The organism is Embleya scabrispora DSM 41855 (genome assembly GCF_000372745.1).
Taxonomy (GTDB): domain Bacteria; phylum Actinomycetota; class Actinomycetes; order Streptomycetales; family Streptomycetaceae; genus Embleya; species Embleya scabrispora.
Window position 1 is genome coordinate 110095 of record NZ_KB889666.1, and the last position, 15983, is coordinate 126077.

Sequence of the window (15983 nt, forward strand, 5' to 3'; positions counted from 1 at the left end):
GCGCCCCCCGCAGGAACCGGCTCGGATCCGGCGGCGTACGCAGAGCCCGCCGTCACCACGGCTGACCGCACGTCGCGTCGCGCCGTACGGGTTCGTCATGCCTGCAGTGCTCCTCTTCGCCGCCTTCAAGCTCTATCCCATCGGCTGGTCCTTCGTCCTCAGCCTGCACAGGAGGGTCGGGGGCGTCGACACCTTCGTCGGAGCGGACAACTACAGACGGCTCCTGCATGATCCGCTCTTTTGGACCGCACTGGAGAACACCTGCGTCATCCTGGTGATCCAGGTCCCTCTCATGCTGGCGCTGGCCACGGGACTCGCCCTCGCCTTCAACTCTGCGACTCTGCGGGCACGTTCGGTCTTCCGCCTCGGCTTCTTCCTCCCGATGGTCACCGGCCTGGTGGCCTACGGAGTCATCTTCTCCGTGCTCCTCAATGAGAAGTCCGGCCTGGTCAACTGGCTTCTCGGGCTCGTCGGGATCGGCGAGGTGCCCTGGCTGACCGACCCGCTCTGGGCGAAGATCTCGCTCGGTCTGGTGCTCACCTGGCACTACACCGGATACAACGCCGTCATCCTGCTGGCGAGACTTCAGACGATTCCCTCGGAGCTCTACGACGCCGCCGCAGTCGACGGTGCGGGAGCCTGGGGGACGTTTCGCCACGTGACACTGCCCGGCCTGCGGCCGGCGATCCTGCTGACCACGGTGCTTTCCACCATCGGCACCCTGCAGATCTTCGACGAGCCCTACATCCTGACACAGGGCGGTCCGGACAACGCGACGCTCACCATCGGTGTGTACCTGTACCAAAACGCCTTCATGTACTTCGACTTCGGCTATGCCTCGGCCATCGCCTACGCCCTGGCGGTTGTGATCGGAGTCCTCGGGCTGATCCAATTCCGTGTCCTGGGAGACAGACCATGAAGAGCCGTTCCACAGGGTTCAGCCACCTCGGCGCTCCTGTATCCCGGCGCCGCAACAGCATCCTGCTGACGTCCGGCCTCGCCATCGCTCTCGCGGCCGTCGCCATCCCGTTCTACTGGCTCGTCATCGCCGGCACGCACAGCTCCGACGACATTTTCGGCTCGCCGCCGCCGCTGCTGCCCGGCGGGCACCTGGGAGAAAACCTCGCGAGCCTCCAGGAGACGGCATCCTTCGGCAGGGTCGTGCTCAACTCGGCTCTCATCGCCGCCATTTACACCATCTGCGCCGGAGCGGTCTGCACGCTGGCCGGCTACGCATTCGCCAAGTACCGCTTCAAGGGGCGTGATCCGCTGTTCGGCGTGCTCATGCTGGGACTTGTCATCCCCACCCAGGTCACCCTGGTGCCGTTGTTCAAGATGATGGCCGAGCTGCAGTGGCTCGACACCTACCAGGCCGTCATCATGCCCAATCTTGCACTGCCCTTCGGGATCTTCCTCATGCGCCAGTCGATGGCGGCCCTCCCCGACGAATTGCTGGATGCGGGCCGGATGGACGGCTGCGGAGAGTTCCGGCTCTTCTGGAAGGTGGCCCTGCCTCCCATGAAACCGGCGCTCGCGGCACTGGGGATCTTCCTGTTCCTCTACCAGTGGAACGACTTCATATGGCCGCTGATCGTGCTGCGAGACAACACCTCCTTCACCATCCCCGTGGCGCTCGCCTCGCTGCAGGGCGTGGATGACACCGACTACGGAGCACTTTTCACCGGGACAGCCGTCGCCTCGATCCCCATGGTCATCGTCTTCCTGGCCCTCCAGCGCCACTTTGTCTCCGGCCTGCTCGCCGGGGCCGTCAAGGAGTGAATGTGAGCATCCTGTCCCACGAAGCCGTCACCACCGCCGAGCTGGTCCAGACGTCGTATCACCCGCTTCTCGACACCGTGCACGTCGCCGTCCTGGCCTCCGGCACCGAGGCGGCATGGACCCTGTCCGAACTTCCCGGCGGGCTGAAGATGCTGAGCGTCGACGCGCCGGGCATGCCGGTCACGATCCGGCTGTCCGTCCCGCTGGGCGACGCGGCCGGCTACTGGCACCCCCAGGCCGATTGGAACAGGACGCTGGTGGCGGACTGGGAAGGCCGGGCCAGTGTCAGCCTCGTCGACGGGCTCGCCGCCGGGTGCCTCTACGACTACGCCGGCGCGACCATGCTCACATTCGCCGCGGCCGACCCGGTGTCGGAAGTGACCCTGCGCTTCGGGGTGTCCGAGGAGCAGGACACCTACGTCGTGCATCTGGACCTGCCGGCGGCTCCCGCTGCCCGTCAACTGCTCTTCGTACCGCGTGCCGAGTCGGTCGCCGCCGCAATGCGTATGCTGCGTAACTGGTTTGCGGCCGAAGTGCCGGCCATGCCCGTCCCGGAGTCCGCACGCGTCCCCGTCTACTCCACCTGGTACGCCTTCAACCAGCAGGTGAACGCCGCCGCGGTCGAAACACAGGCAGATCTGGCCGCGGGCCTGGGCTGCGGCGTCCTCATCCTCGACGACGGCTGGCAGAGCCTGGGAAGCGGCCGGGGGTACGCGGGGTGCGGCGACTGGGTTCCCGACCCCGACAAGTTTCCCGACTTCGCCGGGCACGTGGCGCGCGTCCGCGAGGGGGGAATTCGATACATGGCATGGATTGCCCCGTTTCTCCTCGGCCCACTCGCGATGTGCTACAAGGAGTGGGCGGTTTTCGCACCGGCCGCTGCCAGGGTGCCCGGAGCTCAGGTGCTCGACCCGCGTCGACCGGAAGTACGCGCCCACGTCGTTCGCATGTGCGTGTCCCTGGTGAACGACTACGGCCTGGACGGCCTCAAGGTCGACTTCCTGAACGAAGCCATGGTCTATGCCGGTGACGGCCGCGGTGACATCGGGCACGCGCTCACCGAGCTGCTCACCGAGCTGCGATCCGCGCTGGAAGCCGTACGCCCCGACGTGCTGCTCGAACTCCGTCAGCCATATGTCGGCCCCGGCATGGCCGCCTTCGGGAACATGCTGAGATCCATCGACTGCCCCGCCGACGCGACAGCCAACCGGGTGCGCACCATCGACACCTCGCTGCTGGCCGTGGGAGGCGCGGTCCACTCCGACATGCTGCTGTGGGACACCTCGGCGTCGGCCGAGGCGGCGGCGCGGCAGCTCATCGGTACGCTGCACTCGGTGCCCCAGATCTCCGTCAGACTCGACACGCTGACCCAGGAGCAGCTCGAGACCACGCGCTTCTGGCTGGCCGAGTGGCAGCGTCTGCGGCCGCAGCTGCTCGACGGGATCGTCGAGCCCGGCCGTCCCGACGACCTGTACTCGCTGGTCGAAGCCGTGGCAGACGGCCGGTGCGTGCTCAGCGTGTACAGCGAGCGGACCGTCCCCCTCCGGCCCACCGTCTTCTCGGAGACCGTACTGGTCAATGCGACATCCGCAGACAATGTTGTTCTGGACGTGCGGGACGGCGGAGCGACAGTGGACATCGAGGTGCACGCTCCCACCGGTCGGATGACCAGACAGTCCCGGATCTCTCTCCTGCCCGGTCTGCACAGGCTGCCGGTTCCGAGAATGGGACTGGTCCGTTTTCGGAGCAGCACCTGAACGGCACGATCAACCACCTGGAAAAGGAAGTACATGAAAGTCGGCATCGTCGAGATCGCAGCGCGCGCGGGTGTAAGCGAGGCAACCGTCAGCCGGGTCATCAACCGCCGGCAGGGTGTCGCGCGAAAGACGAGGGAAGCGGTTGAGCGCGTCATGGCCGAGCTGGGCTACGAGCGCCCGGTGCAGGGCCAGCTCGTGGCCGTGGTCACCGAACACGTGTCCAACCCCTTCTTCGCCGACGTCGCCGAACGCATCGAGTCCGCGCTCGCCCCGCATGGCCTCAAGACCGTGATCTGCCCGTCCTTCCCCGGTGGTGTCCAGGAGCGCGAGTTCATCACCTCGATCGTCGACAAGGGCATCGCGGCCGTCGTCTTCCTCTCCGCGTCGAACACCGTGGAGGGAGCGGACCCGGAAACCTACGAAATACTCAGAGCTCGGCATATCCCGTATGTCGGGATCAACGGAGAGTTCGCCGACGGCGTGCCTGTGCCCGTCTTCTCCACCGACGACGCGCTGGCCGCGGAGCTGGCCGTCGACCATCTGTACCAGCTGGGTCATCGGACCATCGGCATGGCTTCAGGGCCGAAGGGAAACCGTCCGGCAGACCGGCGCGTGCGTGGCTTCATCGAAGCCATGGCCAAACGCGGAGTCGAGGAGCCGGAGCGTTGGGTCAGCCGCCAGTCCTACACCCTGGAGGGCGGTCAGGCGGCTGCGAATGTCCTGCTCCAACTGGGGGTTACGGCCATCGTCGCCGCCAGCGACTACATGGCGCTCGGCGCGATCCGCGGGATCCGCCGGCAGGGCGGCTCGGTGCCCGACGACATCTCGGTCGTTGGCTACGACGGATCGATGATCACGGAATTCGTGGATCCGCCGCTGACGACGGTGCGCCAGCCGGGAGACCGACTGGCACTGGAGGTGGGCCGCAGCGTTCTGGCTCTGGTCAGCAACCGGGACGTCCCGACGGGGGAGCTTCTCTTCGACCCTGAGCTGGTGATCCGCGCGACGACGGGGCCCGCGCCGGGGGGCGGGTCACGTGGATACAGGCAGCGGCACCCTGACCGTGCCCAGAGGTGAACGGCAGGTTGCGGCAAGTGGGCGAGTACGCCCAAGACATCTACCGGCCCACCGCGGTGGGCAGTTCCGCGCCTGCCCTTGAACTCGGGCCGGGACCGAGTACCGACACATCCGCACGGTGATCAACGCGTAGCGGTCGACCCGCAGTGTGAGGACGAGGCCGGTCTCGAAGGCATCGTCGGGAAGGCCCATCAACAGCGCACGCACGGGATGGATCGAAGGCAACCCGAAAAGCAACCTCGGCCTGCCGCTTCCCGCCCGCGCGCCGGCCCGGCCGGCAGTCGTTCACGGAAGCTCCGGGCGCAGGGCGGATACGGCGAAACCTCGCCGCATCCGCATCCGGCCATCGTCAGCTGCTGATCCCCCGCAACCGCCGAACCGGCGAACTCCCTACATGGTCCACGGCAACATCCTCACCGTCACCGTCCTCCACGTCATCATCTGAACCCACCCACCCGAACAGCGATCGCCCGAACCTGACCGCGCCCCGACCCCACCCGAACCATTCCGGCAACTCGGGGATGGAGCCGTTCGCGTTGCGGCGCGGGGCAAAGGGGCCGGGGGTCCGGCCTGTCAGCCGACGTCCTCGGACCGTTTCGACAGGGCCCGTTCGGCCGTCGACGGGCGAGCGGCGACCGACGATCTCGGCGGTCGACGACGCTGCGGATCGACGCACCGCGACCCGGACACCGGGTATCAGCTGCCGAGGTCGAACACGCCCCACGCGGTGACGGCTCGGCCTGGACGTAGATCCTGCTTCCCCGGCCGACGACGCGCCGGCGGCCGGGGGCGGGGCCGTCGGGCAGGGTGAGCAGGCCGACGTCCGTCGGCTCGACGGATGCTTCGGTGAGCTCTCCGTGGGCGAGTCGGTCCCGCTCCTCGCCGTAGCCGCCGTAGAAGGCCACCCGATCGCCGTATTTCGGCGCGTCGCCCCCCGTGCTGCGGCGCCTGCCCACCGGCATGGGCGCCCGGGGCGGCGCCGGCGTCATCGGGACCGGGTTGTGCAGTCGGTCGCCGCGACGAGGATCCCGGCCCACCCGGCCGATAGAAGCCACCGAGCCGGCGTCCGGGACGGACCGCACCCGCCCCGCAGGAACACGGCGCAGCGGCGGGGCATTGCCGGCATCACATCCCTCGAAGCCACCGACACGACACGACCACCGGTGCAGGGAGCGGCGCAGCGGCAGTGTGGGGTGTGCTGGACCGGGAACGACCTTCCGTTGTGTGATCGTTGCGGTCACGGCGTCGGACCGTGGCGGGTGCGATATTCACGAGTCGCTTCCCACTCGACACGAAATCAGATGCCGGCCGTTTCCGACTGCACGTCGCTGCGGGTCGTGGAGGGCCGGGGGGTTGCGTGATTCGGGTACCGATGTCGGGTGTCGCGCCTATCTCGGGGCCCGGTGCGGTGGGTGTCCGAGGGTGGGGGCGTGTGGTGAGTGGCGGCGGCGGTCAGTCGTGGCGGTACCTGTACGAGCGGTTGGGTGAGAAGCCCTTCCAGCAGTTGTGCAACGCGTTGCTCGCGCGGTCCTTCCCGGACGTGCGGTGCCATCCGGTGGGGCATTCCCGTTCGACGAAATAAGTATGTTCGGGACAAATCGGCGTCAAGGGATCGGCGGCACCACAGCGCCCGGGTGCGCCCGACTCCGCCGCGGAGCTTCCGGCCGGCCGGAAGTTCCGCTTCCGCTCTTCGCGATGTGGATAGTCCTCGGGCGGCCGGCAACCCTAATGTCGGCATGGTTCACGCGAGCGTGAAAACATGCCCGTGCGCGAGCCGGTCCGGGGCCCGTTCGGGCCGGTGCCCGGGGTCGGATCCCGGCTGCGACCTCCGTTCTGTGGACGCGCGGGCGCACCCCCTCAGCCGCCCGGCCGCCGTATCGGTGTCCCGTCGCAGCCGTCACGTACCGCGACCGTGCGGGCACGCCGAACCACAGCTCTCGAAGCACCTGGGCGTGATCGCCCCGGAGCGCAGGAAGGTTGCGCCATCGCTATTGCACGCACCACCAGGATCGTCCTCGCCGTGGCCACCACGGCCGTCTTGACGCTCAGCACCGCCTGTTCCTCTTCGTCGGACAAGGACCTGGCCGGCGGGCCGGGGAAGCCCTCCGCCGACCCGAATGTCCGCACGTCCGCCCCCACCTCCCCACCGGCCGCAGTCCGACCGGTGATCTCGGAGGAGGACGCACGCCGACTGTCGGCCGAACACGACGCGGAGAACAACGCCGCCAATGCGAAGTTCGACTCCGAACGTCTGGGTCGGGTCGAGGGGGGTTCGCTCTACGAGGAGTCGACGGGCAGCTACCGGGTCGCCCTGGCGACGAAGCGGAAGCCGATCGAGCCGTTCACCCACACCATCTCGCAGTGGCTGATCCCGCCCGACACCGGCTATCCCAAGCAGTTCGCCGCGATCGGCACGACCAAGGGCAGCGGCCCGCTGAGCGGGATCTCGTACTTCGCCCAGGAACGGGCCGACGCCCCCTGGAAATTGATCTTCTCCGCCACGCTGCGCCAGGGAGAGCAGGAAGCGAGCGCGGAGCCGGGCGGGACCATGGTCACGTACCCGAGGGTCGAGCGGGTGCGCACGGACGCCGGAGGCCTGGCCGTGACGCTCGCGGACGACCAGGCCCGACGTGCCGCCTGTGGTGAGTACGCCGGATATGTCAGCGTCGGCCCGGCCACCAAGGCGGCCACCGATCCACGGTTCGCGGAGGGTTCGTTCACCGATAAGGTCGTCTCGAATTTCAACGCCACGATCACTGCCCAGCCCGCGCTGCGGATGACCGTCGAGCAGCAGAACATCGCCAACACGCTGCCGGTGTTCGAACTCGCGTCCGGCGCCGCGCTGGTGCCGTGTGCGGCCCACGTGAATGTGGACTTCTACTCGACCGGCGACATCACACTCGGCACCAAGGACGCCGTCTCGCTGCTCGGTGGCAAGGCCGGGCCGTACTCCGCAGTGCAGCAAAAGCACATCTCGCTGTCCCTGCTCGCCGTCCCGTCGGCCCCCAAGGCGCCCATTACGGTGCTGGACAGCTCGGCCCAGCAACCCCAAATCCTCAGCGTGACGGCGACACCTTCGCGGTGACCCGGCCTCGGGTCCCGGCCCGCGCCGAGGGCGTCCGGACCCGACGGCGGGGTGTCGGTGGAGCAGAGCAGCATGGGGGCATGACTCGGATGTTGCCTTTGGTGCCGTTGGCGTTGCCCGCAGAGTTCGTGCGGAAGTACGCGATCGATCTCGCGGCGCCCTATACGGCGGGGTGGTCGTTCGACCACAAGGACGCGGCGTTCGCGCCCGATGGCGCCATGTACGTGCTGTCCAGGGTGTGGCGGTACAAGCCGGGCGGGGAGGAGGCGGCGGATCCGGCCGACCGGTCGCTCTCGGTGTGGCTGGTGTCACGGTATGCGGAGGATGGGGACGAGACGCCGTCGGCCGTGGGGGTGTTCGAGACGCGGCGGAAGTACTCGAAGTACGGGGATGCGTGGGAGTTGCGACTCGCCGTGCTGCCGGATGGGACGGTGGCGTTGAGTGGGCACTATGACACGACGTACCTGGTGGATGCCGAGTTGAGCGAGGTGATCGGGTCCCTTGGCATGGACTGCGGCCGGCGTCGAACCGGTGCCCATCCGGGCGGGAACCCCTTCGCGACGCGGATCCGGGTGACGCCGGGTGGGCGGTTGCTGTGTGTGCTCGCGGAATACGGGACGCGCGGGTACGGGGACTTCTCGGAGAACCTGGTGGGCGTGGCCGACGGGCCGTTGACGCCGGTGGATCGGCCGGTCGTGGAGGTCTTCGCGGCGGTGGACGCGGCGCCGAAGCACCAGAACGCGCAGTTCGACGTGCGCTCGTACGCGATGTTCCAGGGACTGCCGGTGGGCATGGGGCATCGGCCCGCACGTGGGCTGGGGGAACTGGTGGACGAGCGGTGGCCGGACAGGTTCGGCTACGCGCCGCACTGGTTGGGTGAGCCCGAGCCACTGCGCGACGATCTCTTCGTGGTCCCGGTGTTCGGGAAGCTGTACCGCAGCGGCAACCGCGGGAACCAGTTCGCCTTCGCGCTGTTGGACGACAAGGGCAACCTGCTGGGGCGGATGGAGGGCATGGAGCCGTGGAAGGACAGCCCGTTCACGGGGGAGTGCTACCGGGTCGCGACGGATCCGGCTCGCGGGCGGGTCTTTCACCTCAACCGATACGGGCTCTTCGCCTGGTCGGCCGACGGCGCCCTGTCGGCGCGGGTGGGTACCGACGCGAAGCCGTTCAGCCTGCTGAAGAACTTCTCCCTGCTGGGATGTTCGCCCGACGGCGAACTGGTGCTCGTACAGGACAAGCAGAATCTGCTGGTTCGGGTACCGGTGCCCGAGGGTGACTTGGCGACGGAGTGGGCACCGGCGATCGAGGCGGCACTGGCCCGTGTCGCGAAGGAGCGGACCGCCTTGAAGAAGCGGTGGCAGCAGGTGGCCTGGCACTGGACCTACGAGCCGGAGCCGGGGCGGCTACGGTCGTTGTGAGCACGCGCACGAGCGCGGGCCGGGACCCGACCGGACGCCGAACGTCGCCGATGTTCGACGGCGTCAGGGTTTGTCGCCCGGTCGGGCATTCCGGCACCAGGGCGCCCGGCACCGCACCGAGGTGCGCACCCGCTCAGCCGATCAGTTCCCGGTTGTGGAAGCCGACGCCCGATCCCCCGACGGTCTGAGCCTTCGACACGGCGGCGGGTTCGGGCGCGTCACCGTCGGCAAGTGGTGAAAATCCTGAACGGCCGAGGTCCTTGTAAGATCCGAGAGATACCAACTGCGATCATCATCGCTAGGATGGCCGGGTGAAGTATCTGCCGGCCATCCTCAGCACCGATCACGCCGGCTCGAATGCCACGGAGCGCGCTTACCTGGCGATCAAGCGGCAGATCATCGAGCTTGAGCTGCGACCCGGCGCACACGTCACCAAGACCGACCTTTCGCGCCTGGCGAGTGCGGGCACCATGCCCGTCCGGGAAGCTCTGACCCGTCTCCAGCGCGACGGCTTGGTCCAGGCGCTGCCCCGATCGGGGTACCGCATCCTGCCGGTGACTCTGAAGGGCACCCGGGACCTGTGTGCGTTCCGGCAACTCCTGGAGACCGAGGCCGCGGGCCTGGCCGCGGAGCACGGCTGTCCGGATGCGAGCTTGGCCCGCATGGAGAAACTGCTGGGCGCATCCTACGAGTTGGGCGACACGGCCGGCGTCGATGGCTTCTTGCGGGCCAACCTCGAGTTCGACGCCATCATCGCCAACTGCTGCGGCAACGACATGCTGGCCCAGTCGATCGTCCGTGCCTTCGACGAGTTGGAACGCGTCCTGCGGATCACCTTGAAGTCGCTGCCGTTCTCGGATACGGCCGCACACCAGCGGCGCGCCATTCTGGAGGCCATCCGCGAGCGCGACCCCGCCGCCGCCCGCGCGGCCATGGCCGCCCGTACGCGAACCTCGCAGGAGCACATCATCGGCGCGCTCCTGTCCAGCGATTCGATCACCGGGGCCAGTATCCAGGTGTCCTGACGAATAGCGACGAGTTCCCCAGACGTTCCAGAACCGTTGACAGAAGGTTCTCCCAGTGGTGGACTGAGATCTCAGTTGGTTTACTAGAGATCTCACCCCTTGTTCGCTCACTACGTGCAGCGAGACCGCCATGAACACCAGCACGCTTCACCCCCCAGTCCGCACCTTCGAGCTACCGCCTACGCGCTCAGCGGTGCCTCGGATGCGGCGCCGCCTGGCCCGGGTTCTCTCCGAATGGGGGCTCCCCACGGACGGGGACCTCATCTACGCCCTGGGTCTGATCGCCACTGAACTGGTCACCAACGCCGTCACGCACGCGGGCATGTTCACTCCGAGCATCCGCGTCACGCTCGGCATCAGCGACGGCGGGATGCTGCGGCTCGGAATCCGCGACAACCACAGCACCTGTCCGAGGCGCATCACCGCTTCCCATGACGCCACCTGCGGCCGAGGCACGGCGATCGTCGACCTTCTCCTCAGGGAGCGGGGCGGACGTCTCACGACCGAACCGCATCCGGGCGGCAAGACCGTCTGGGCCGAGTTGCCGGACACATTCAGGTGAGTTGGCCCCCGACAGAACGGCGCCCCTTGCGGCCCGTTCAATGCCTCCGAAGGGAATCACCATGCCTCTGCAACGCCTGCCGGCCCTCGAACTCGCCGAACGCGTGCTCGACGCGGCGGGGCCGTGTGCCGACCTGATCCCCATGGGCGGCGTCCCGGTGCTGCCGATGCCCGCACACGTCGTCGAGGCCGCCCGGATCGCGGCGAGCCAGGTCTTCCCCCGCCGGAGCCGGGGCTCGGCCGAACTGCGCCGAACGATCTCCGATCACCTGCGGATCACCCTCGGGGTCGACGCGGATCCGGAGGCCGAACTGCTCATCACCCACGGAGCACAACATGGCATGAGCATGGTCCTCCGAGCCCTCTTGGACCCGGGCGACGAGGTCCTCGTGCCGGCCCCCACCTACTTCTTCGACGGCATGATCCGGCTGGCGGGAGTCCGCCCGATCTATGTGCCGTCGGAGGAGAAGCACGGATGGGACCACGACCCTGCGGCCGTCGAGGCCGCCGTCACCCCCGCCACCAGGGCGCTGCTGATCTGCAATCCCAACAATCCCACCGGCTACCTTCCCAGTCGGGAGCGGCTTGAGCAGCTTCTGGACGTGGCGGCGCGCCACGGCCTGATGGTCCTGGCCGACGAATCCTACGAACGTTACGTATGGGACGGCCCGGGCTACCGGCCCCAGATGCTGCTGCGCGACCGCCATCCCGACCTGGTCACGGTGACCAGCCTCAGCAAGAACTACGCCTTCACGAGCTGGCGGGTGGGATACGTGAACGCTCCCGCCCACCTGCTGGAACCGATCCACCGTGCACTCGAATGGGACGTGATCAACGTGGGCGACGTCGCGCAGGCCGCCGCGGTCGCCGTCCTCACCGGGCCGCAGGACTGGATCGAACCCTCCTTCGCGACCCTGCGAGCGCGGCGCGACCTACTGGTGGCCGGCCTGGCCCAAGCGGGCCTGAAAACCCCGCCGCCCGACGCGGGAGTCTTCGCCTTCGTCGACTTCAGCCGGCTCGGCGTGGTTGGCCGCGCACTGGAGGACCTGCTGCTGTCCCATGGTGTCACCGCTCTGGCAGGCGATGCCTTTCAGGGCCCGGCCACCCATGCCCGCATGCTGTACGGCGGGAGCGCGGCCGCCCTCACCGAAGTCACAGACCGGCTGGCTTCCCTGACCGCGGGTGTCCACCGCACCTGAGCCCCCGCCGGACCGCGATCCCGGCTGCTTCGTGCCCCTCCCCCACTGTGGGCACGCGCTCCGTATCTCACTGCGAAAGATCTCAGATTAGAAATATGAGATCTCAATTCCCGCATCCGCCTGCGAGGCGTCCGCGTCACCCAGGCCCACCCCGAAGGAGCCGAACGTGTCAGGAGCACCCACGACCAGTCGCGACCAAGGCTGGCGCGTCAGTGCCGACATCGGCGGCACTTTCACCGACGTCATCGCCCTCGGGCCCGACGGCCGCGTCCTGCCCGTCAAGGTTCTCTCCACTCCGCCCGACTTCGGCACCGCGGTCCTTGAGGGGACGGCCGCCGCGCTCGGTGACGCGGGCGTCGAGGCGCATGAGGTCCACGCCATGCTGCACGCCACCACCGTGGCCACCAACGCGATCCTTGAAATGCGCGGCGCGCGCACCGCGCTGGTCACCACCAAAGGCTTCCGGGACGTCCTGGAACTCGGCCGCCTGCGCCGCCCCCTGCTGTACGACCTGTCCTGGCAAAAGCCCGTGCCGCTCGCGCTGCGCCGCCACCGCTACGAACTCGACCAGCGCATCACCGCGAACGGTGAACTCAGGCCCGCCGCGGACAGCGCCGAGGTGGCCGACCTGGCCGATCGGATCCGTGCGGCGGGCATCGAGGCCGTCGCCGTCTGTTTGATCAACTCCCATGTCCGCCCCGATGAGGAACAACGTGTCGCAGCCGAACTGCGCGAACTGCTGCCCGGCGTGTACGTCACCGCCTCCGTCGATATCTCACCGCAGATCAAGGAGTTCGAGCGCACCAGTACCGCGGTCGTGAACAGCTACGTCGGGCCGCAGGTGCACGACTACGTCAGCGCGCTCAGCGACGGGCTGCGCGCGGCGGGCATCACCGAGCCCCTCATGATCATGCAGTCCAGCGGCGGCCTCCTCGACGCGGCGTCCGTGGTGCAGCGGCCTGTCCAGATCATCGAGTCAGGCCCCGCCGCAGGCGTCATCGCCGTCCAGAAGCTCGCCCAACTGATGGGCCTCGACTCCGTCGTAGCGTTCGACATGGGCGGCACCACCGCCAAGGCCTCGCTCATCGAAAACGGGGAGCCCTTCGTCGCCGCCGACTACGAGGTCGGCGGAGGAATGAACCTCACGAGAAGCATGGGCCGGGGCGCCGGCTACACCGTGCGGGTGCCTTCCATCGATATCGCCGAGGTGGGCGCCGGCGGCAGCAGCGTCGTCTCCGTGGACGCGGCAGGCTCCCTGAGGGTCGGTCCCGAAAGCGCGGGATCCCGGCCCGGCCCCGCGTGCTACGGCAACGGTGGCGACCATCCCACCCTCACCGACGCCAATGTCGTCCTGGGCTACCTCAGCCCCCGGTCCCTCGCCGGCGGTCGGGTGGCGATCCGTCCGGACCTCGCCGAGAAGTCCCTCGACACCATCGCCCAACAGTTGGACGTCGACATCCCCGCTGCCGCGCGCGGCGCCTACGAGGTCGCCGTCTCCAACATGACGAAGGCCGTCAAGGCCGTCACGAGTGAACGGGGCCGCGACCCGCGGGACGCGGTCATGGTGGCTTTCGGAGGAGCGGGCCCCCTCTACGGTGCCGCTCTGGCGAAGGAACTGGGCATCGACACCGTCATCGTTCCCGTGCACACCGGCCTGTTCAGCAGCCTCGGCCTGCTCGTGGCCGACACCTCCCGCGAGTCGGTCGCACCCCACCGCCCCCAATTCGACGAGCCTGGCGTGCTCACCGCCGAGTTCGACCGTATGGCCGAGGACATCACCCGGGCGCTGCGGGAAGCCGCGCCGGGCGCGGAAGCCGATGTGCAGCGGGTCCTTGACATGCGCTACCACGGCCAGCGGTTCGAGCTCCCGGTCGTGGTACCCAACGGCACCGTCACACCCGCCCTCATGGCCGGAGCCCGCACGCGGTTCCACGCCGAGCACCGCCGGACCTACGGTCGCGCGGGCGGTGACGAGCTGATCGAGATCGTCAACATCCGCGTGCGGGGCACGGTACGCAACCCCATCACCATCGACCGCGCGCTGCGTCTGCTCCCGCAGCACTCCCGCCCCGCCCATTCCCGGGCCTGCCGGTTCGACCACACGGAAGACACCCCGGTCATCGCCCGCGCTGAACTGCCCTCCCACCGCGTGCCCGGACCACTGGTCATCGAGGACATGGACTCGACGACCCTGGTGCCGCCGGGGGCCACCGCGCACCGCGACAGCCTCGACAACATCGTCATCCGCTGGACCACTGCCACCAAGGAATCGTCATGAGCCCGCACCCCATCCGCGACGCCGCCACATTCGAGGTGTTCCGCAACGCGGTATCAGGACTGTCCGACGAGATGGCGATCACCATCCTGCGTACGGCCCACTCGCAGATCGTCGCCTCCAGCATGGACTTCTCGGCCGCGCTGTGCGACGCCTCAGGGCGTGTCATCGCCCAGGCCAACACCTGCCCGGTGCACCTCGGTTCCATACCCGAGGCCATGAGCGCCGTCCTGGACGCGTTCGGGGACACCGTCCGTCCCGGCGACGTCTACCTCCTCAACGATCCGGACCTGGGCGGCATGCATCTGCCCGACATCTTCGCTGTCGGGCCGGTGTTCACCGATGAGCAGGAACTGATCGGCTACTCGGTCACCGTCGTCAACCACGCCGACGTGGGCGGCTGGGCCGCCGGATCGATGGCCGTGCAGTCCACCAGCATCTTCGCCGAAGGCGTCCAGATCCCGCCGTCCCGCCTGGTGGAAGCGGGCGTACTGAACGAAACGTTCCTGGCCCTGATCCTGCGCAACGTACGCGAGCCCGGCCTGCTGCGCGGTGACCTCGAGGCGCAGCTCGCCGCCTGCCACGCCGGCGGCGAAGGACTGAAGGATCTTGCCAGGCGCCACGGGACCGACGAATTGGCTGTGCTGATCGACGAACTCCTCGACTACTCCGAGACCCTCCTGCGTGCCGCAGTCACCGAAGCCGCCGACGGCAGCTACACCTTCGAGGACCACATCGACGACGACGGGCTCGGCTCACCCCCCATCCCCTTCCGCGTCACCGTCGGCATCGTCGGCGACGCCCTGCACCTGGACTTCACCGGATCGTCCCCGCAGGTCGCCTCGGCGCTCAACGCCACCGCCTCGTTCACCAAGTCCGCCTCCTACGCCGCCATCCAGGGAGCCCTCGGATCCGACATCCCGGCCAACAGCGGCTTCTACCGCCCCTTCACGTTCGTCATCCCCGAAGGCAGCATCCTCAACGGCAGACGCCCGTCTGCCCGCGGTGCGCGCGGCCTGGTCGCCTACCGCATCATCGATACCGTCCTGGGCGCTCTGGCACCGGTGTTCCCCCACCGAGTCCCTGCCGCCGGCGACGGCGGCCCCGACTCCATCGCGATCGGCGTCACCGAGCAGGACGGATCCAGCGCCGTCCTGTGGGACGTCCTGTGCGGCGCCTGGGGGGCCAGGCCCGACCGCGACGGAGTGGACGGCATCAGCCCGCTCGGCGCGAACCTCGCCAACACACCGATCGAGGAGCTCGAGCAGTCCGGGCACCTTCGCATCGACGGTTACGGCTATCTCCCCGACACCGGCGGACCGGGCCGATGGCGCGGTGGCCTGTCGACCTTCCGCGACATAACGATCCTCCACCCCGAGGTCTCGGTACAGATCCGTTCGGACCGGCGCCGGCATCTCCCCTACGGCCTTGCGGGAGGAGGACCAGGGACTCCCTCGTCCAACATCCTCAACACCGGAACGCCGCAGGAGCAGATCCTGCCGACCAAGGTCATCCGGACCCTGGTCGCCGGCGACCGTCACCGCCACGTCACCGCCGGCGGAGGAGGTCACGGCAGCGCCCTGACCCGGGAAGCCGACCGGGTCCTGCAGGACGTACTCGACCAGAAAGTGACCCTCGCCGGCGCAGCCCGCGACTACGGCGTGGTCATCACGCCCACCGGCACCGTCGACACCGCCGCCACGCAAGAACTCCGCTCCGCGCACCACCGCTGAACGACCGCTCTCCCCTGCCCGGCCGCGCCCCGGACCATCCCCTGCACCACGCCTGAGAAGAGGTCACCGTC

General features: G+C 68.5%; 12 protein-coding genes. 11 read left to right on the forward strand and 1 reads right to left on the reverse strand.

What is annotated here, in order from left to right:
* Nucleotides 1–106: 106 nt before the first annotated feature.
* Genes A3IC_RS0120695 through A3IC_RS0120710 form a run of 4 tightly spaced genes read left to right on the forward strand, consistent with a single transcriptional unit; the run spans nucleotide 107 to nucleotide 4613 of the window.
* A complete protein-coding gene (locus tag A3IC_RS0120695; protein ID WP_020551961.1) occupies nucleotides 107–919 on the forward strand; it encodes a carbohydrate ABC transporter permease in 813 nt (270 codons plus the stop codon).
* Nucleotides 916–1779, forward strand: a complete 864-nt coding sequence (locus A3IC_RS0120700) for a carbohydrate ABC transporter permease (RefSeq protein WP_020551962.1) — start codon at nucleotides 916–918, stop codon at nucleotides 1777–1779. Before A3IC_RS0120695 ends, A3IC_RS0120700 begins: the two co-directional genes overlap by 4 nt.
* A 2-nt stretch (nucleotides 1780–1781) precedes the next feature.
* Nucleotides 1782–3536, forward strand: a complete 1755-nt coding sequence (locus A3IC_RS0120705) for a glycoside hydrolase family 36 protein (protein ID WP_245599363.1) — start codon at nucleotides 1782–1784, stop codon at nucleotides 3534–3536.
* Nucleotides 3537–3569: 33 nt separating this feature from the next.
* Complete coding sequence (locus A3IC_RS0120710; RefSeq protein ID WP_020551964.1) at nucleotides 3570–4613, forward strand: LacI family DNA-binding transcriptional regulator; 1044 nt, start codon at nucleotides 3570–3572, stop codon at nucleotides 4611–4613.
* On the opposite strand, the gene A3IC_RS73570 is transcribed toward A3IC_RS0120710, so the two are convergent.
* A complete protein-coding gene (locus tag A3IC_RS73570) occupies nucleotides 4569–4805 on the reverse strand; it encodes a Mu transposase domain-containing protein (RefSeq protein ID WP_425387348.1) in 237 nt (78 codons plus the stop codon). The genes A3IC_RS0120710 and A3IC_RS73570 overlap by 45 nt on opposite strands.
* A 1828-nt stretch (nucleotides 4806–6633) precedes the next feature.
* Here A3IC_RS73570 and A3IC_RS0120715 point away from each other — a divergent pair.
* The 7 genes from A3IC_RS0120715 to A3IC_RS0120750 all read left to right on the forward strand — a co-directional run bounded on the left by A3IC_RS0120715 (nucleotide 6634) and on the right by A3IC_RS0120750 (nucleotide 15912).
* A complete protein-coding gene (locus tag A3IC_RS0120715; protein ID WP_020551965.1) occupies nucleotides 6634–7698 on the forward strand; it encodes a DUF8094 domain-containing protein in 1065 nt (354 codons plus the stop codon).
* An 80-nt stretch (nucleotides 7699–7778) separates the two neighbouring features.
* Nucleotides 7779–9119: a hypothetical protein gene (locus tag A3IC_RS55585; protein WP_158696031.1), complete on the forward strand. Its 1341-nt coding sequence runs from the start codon at nucleotides 7779–7781 to the stop codon at nucleotides 9117–9119.
* 311 nt (nucleotides 9120–9430) lie between these two features.
* Nucleotides 9431–10144, forward strand: coding sequence for a GntR family transcriptional regulator (locus tag A3IC_RS0120730; protein ID WP_020551968.1), 714 nt, complete (start codon nucleotides 9431–9433; stop codon nucleotides 10142–10144).
* 130 nt (nucleotides 10145–10274) lie between these two features.
* Nucleotides 10275–10706 carry an ATP-binding protein gene (locus tag A3IC_RS0120735; protein WP_026218517.1) on the forward strand — a complete coding sequence of 144 codons (432 nt, stop codon included), beginning with the start codon at nucleotides 10275–10277 and terminating at the stop codon, nucleotides 10704–10706.
* 61 nt (nucleotides 10707–10767) lie between these two features.
* Nucleotides 10768–11904 carry a pyridoxal phosphate-dependent aminotransferase gene (locus tag A3IC_RS0120740; protein ID WP_020551970.1) on the forward strand — a complete coding sequence of 379 codons (1137 nt, stop codon included), beginning with the start codon at nucleotides 10768–10770 and terminating at the stop codon, nucleotides 11902–11904.
* Nucleotides 11905–12070: 166 nt separating this feature from the next.
* Complete coding sequence (locus tag A3IC_RS0120745; RefSeq protein ID WP_020551971.1) at nucleotides 12071–14182, forward strand: hydantoinase/oxoprolinase family protein; 2112 nt, start codon at nucleotides 12071–12073, stop codon at nucleotides 14180–14182.
* Nucleotides 14179–15912 (forward strand): hydantoinase B/oxoprolinase family protein, encoded by a 1734-nt coding sequence (locus tag A3IC_RS0120750; protein ID WP_020551972.1) that lies wholly within the window; start codon nucleotides 14179–14181, stop codon nucleotides 15910–15912. Before A3IC_RS0120745 ends, A3IC_RS0120750 begins: the two co-directional genes overlap by 4 nt.
* The last annotated feature ends 71 nt before the right edge of the window (nucleotides 15913–15983 follow it).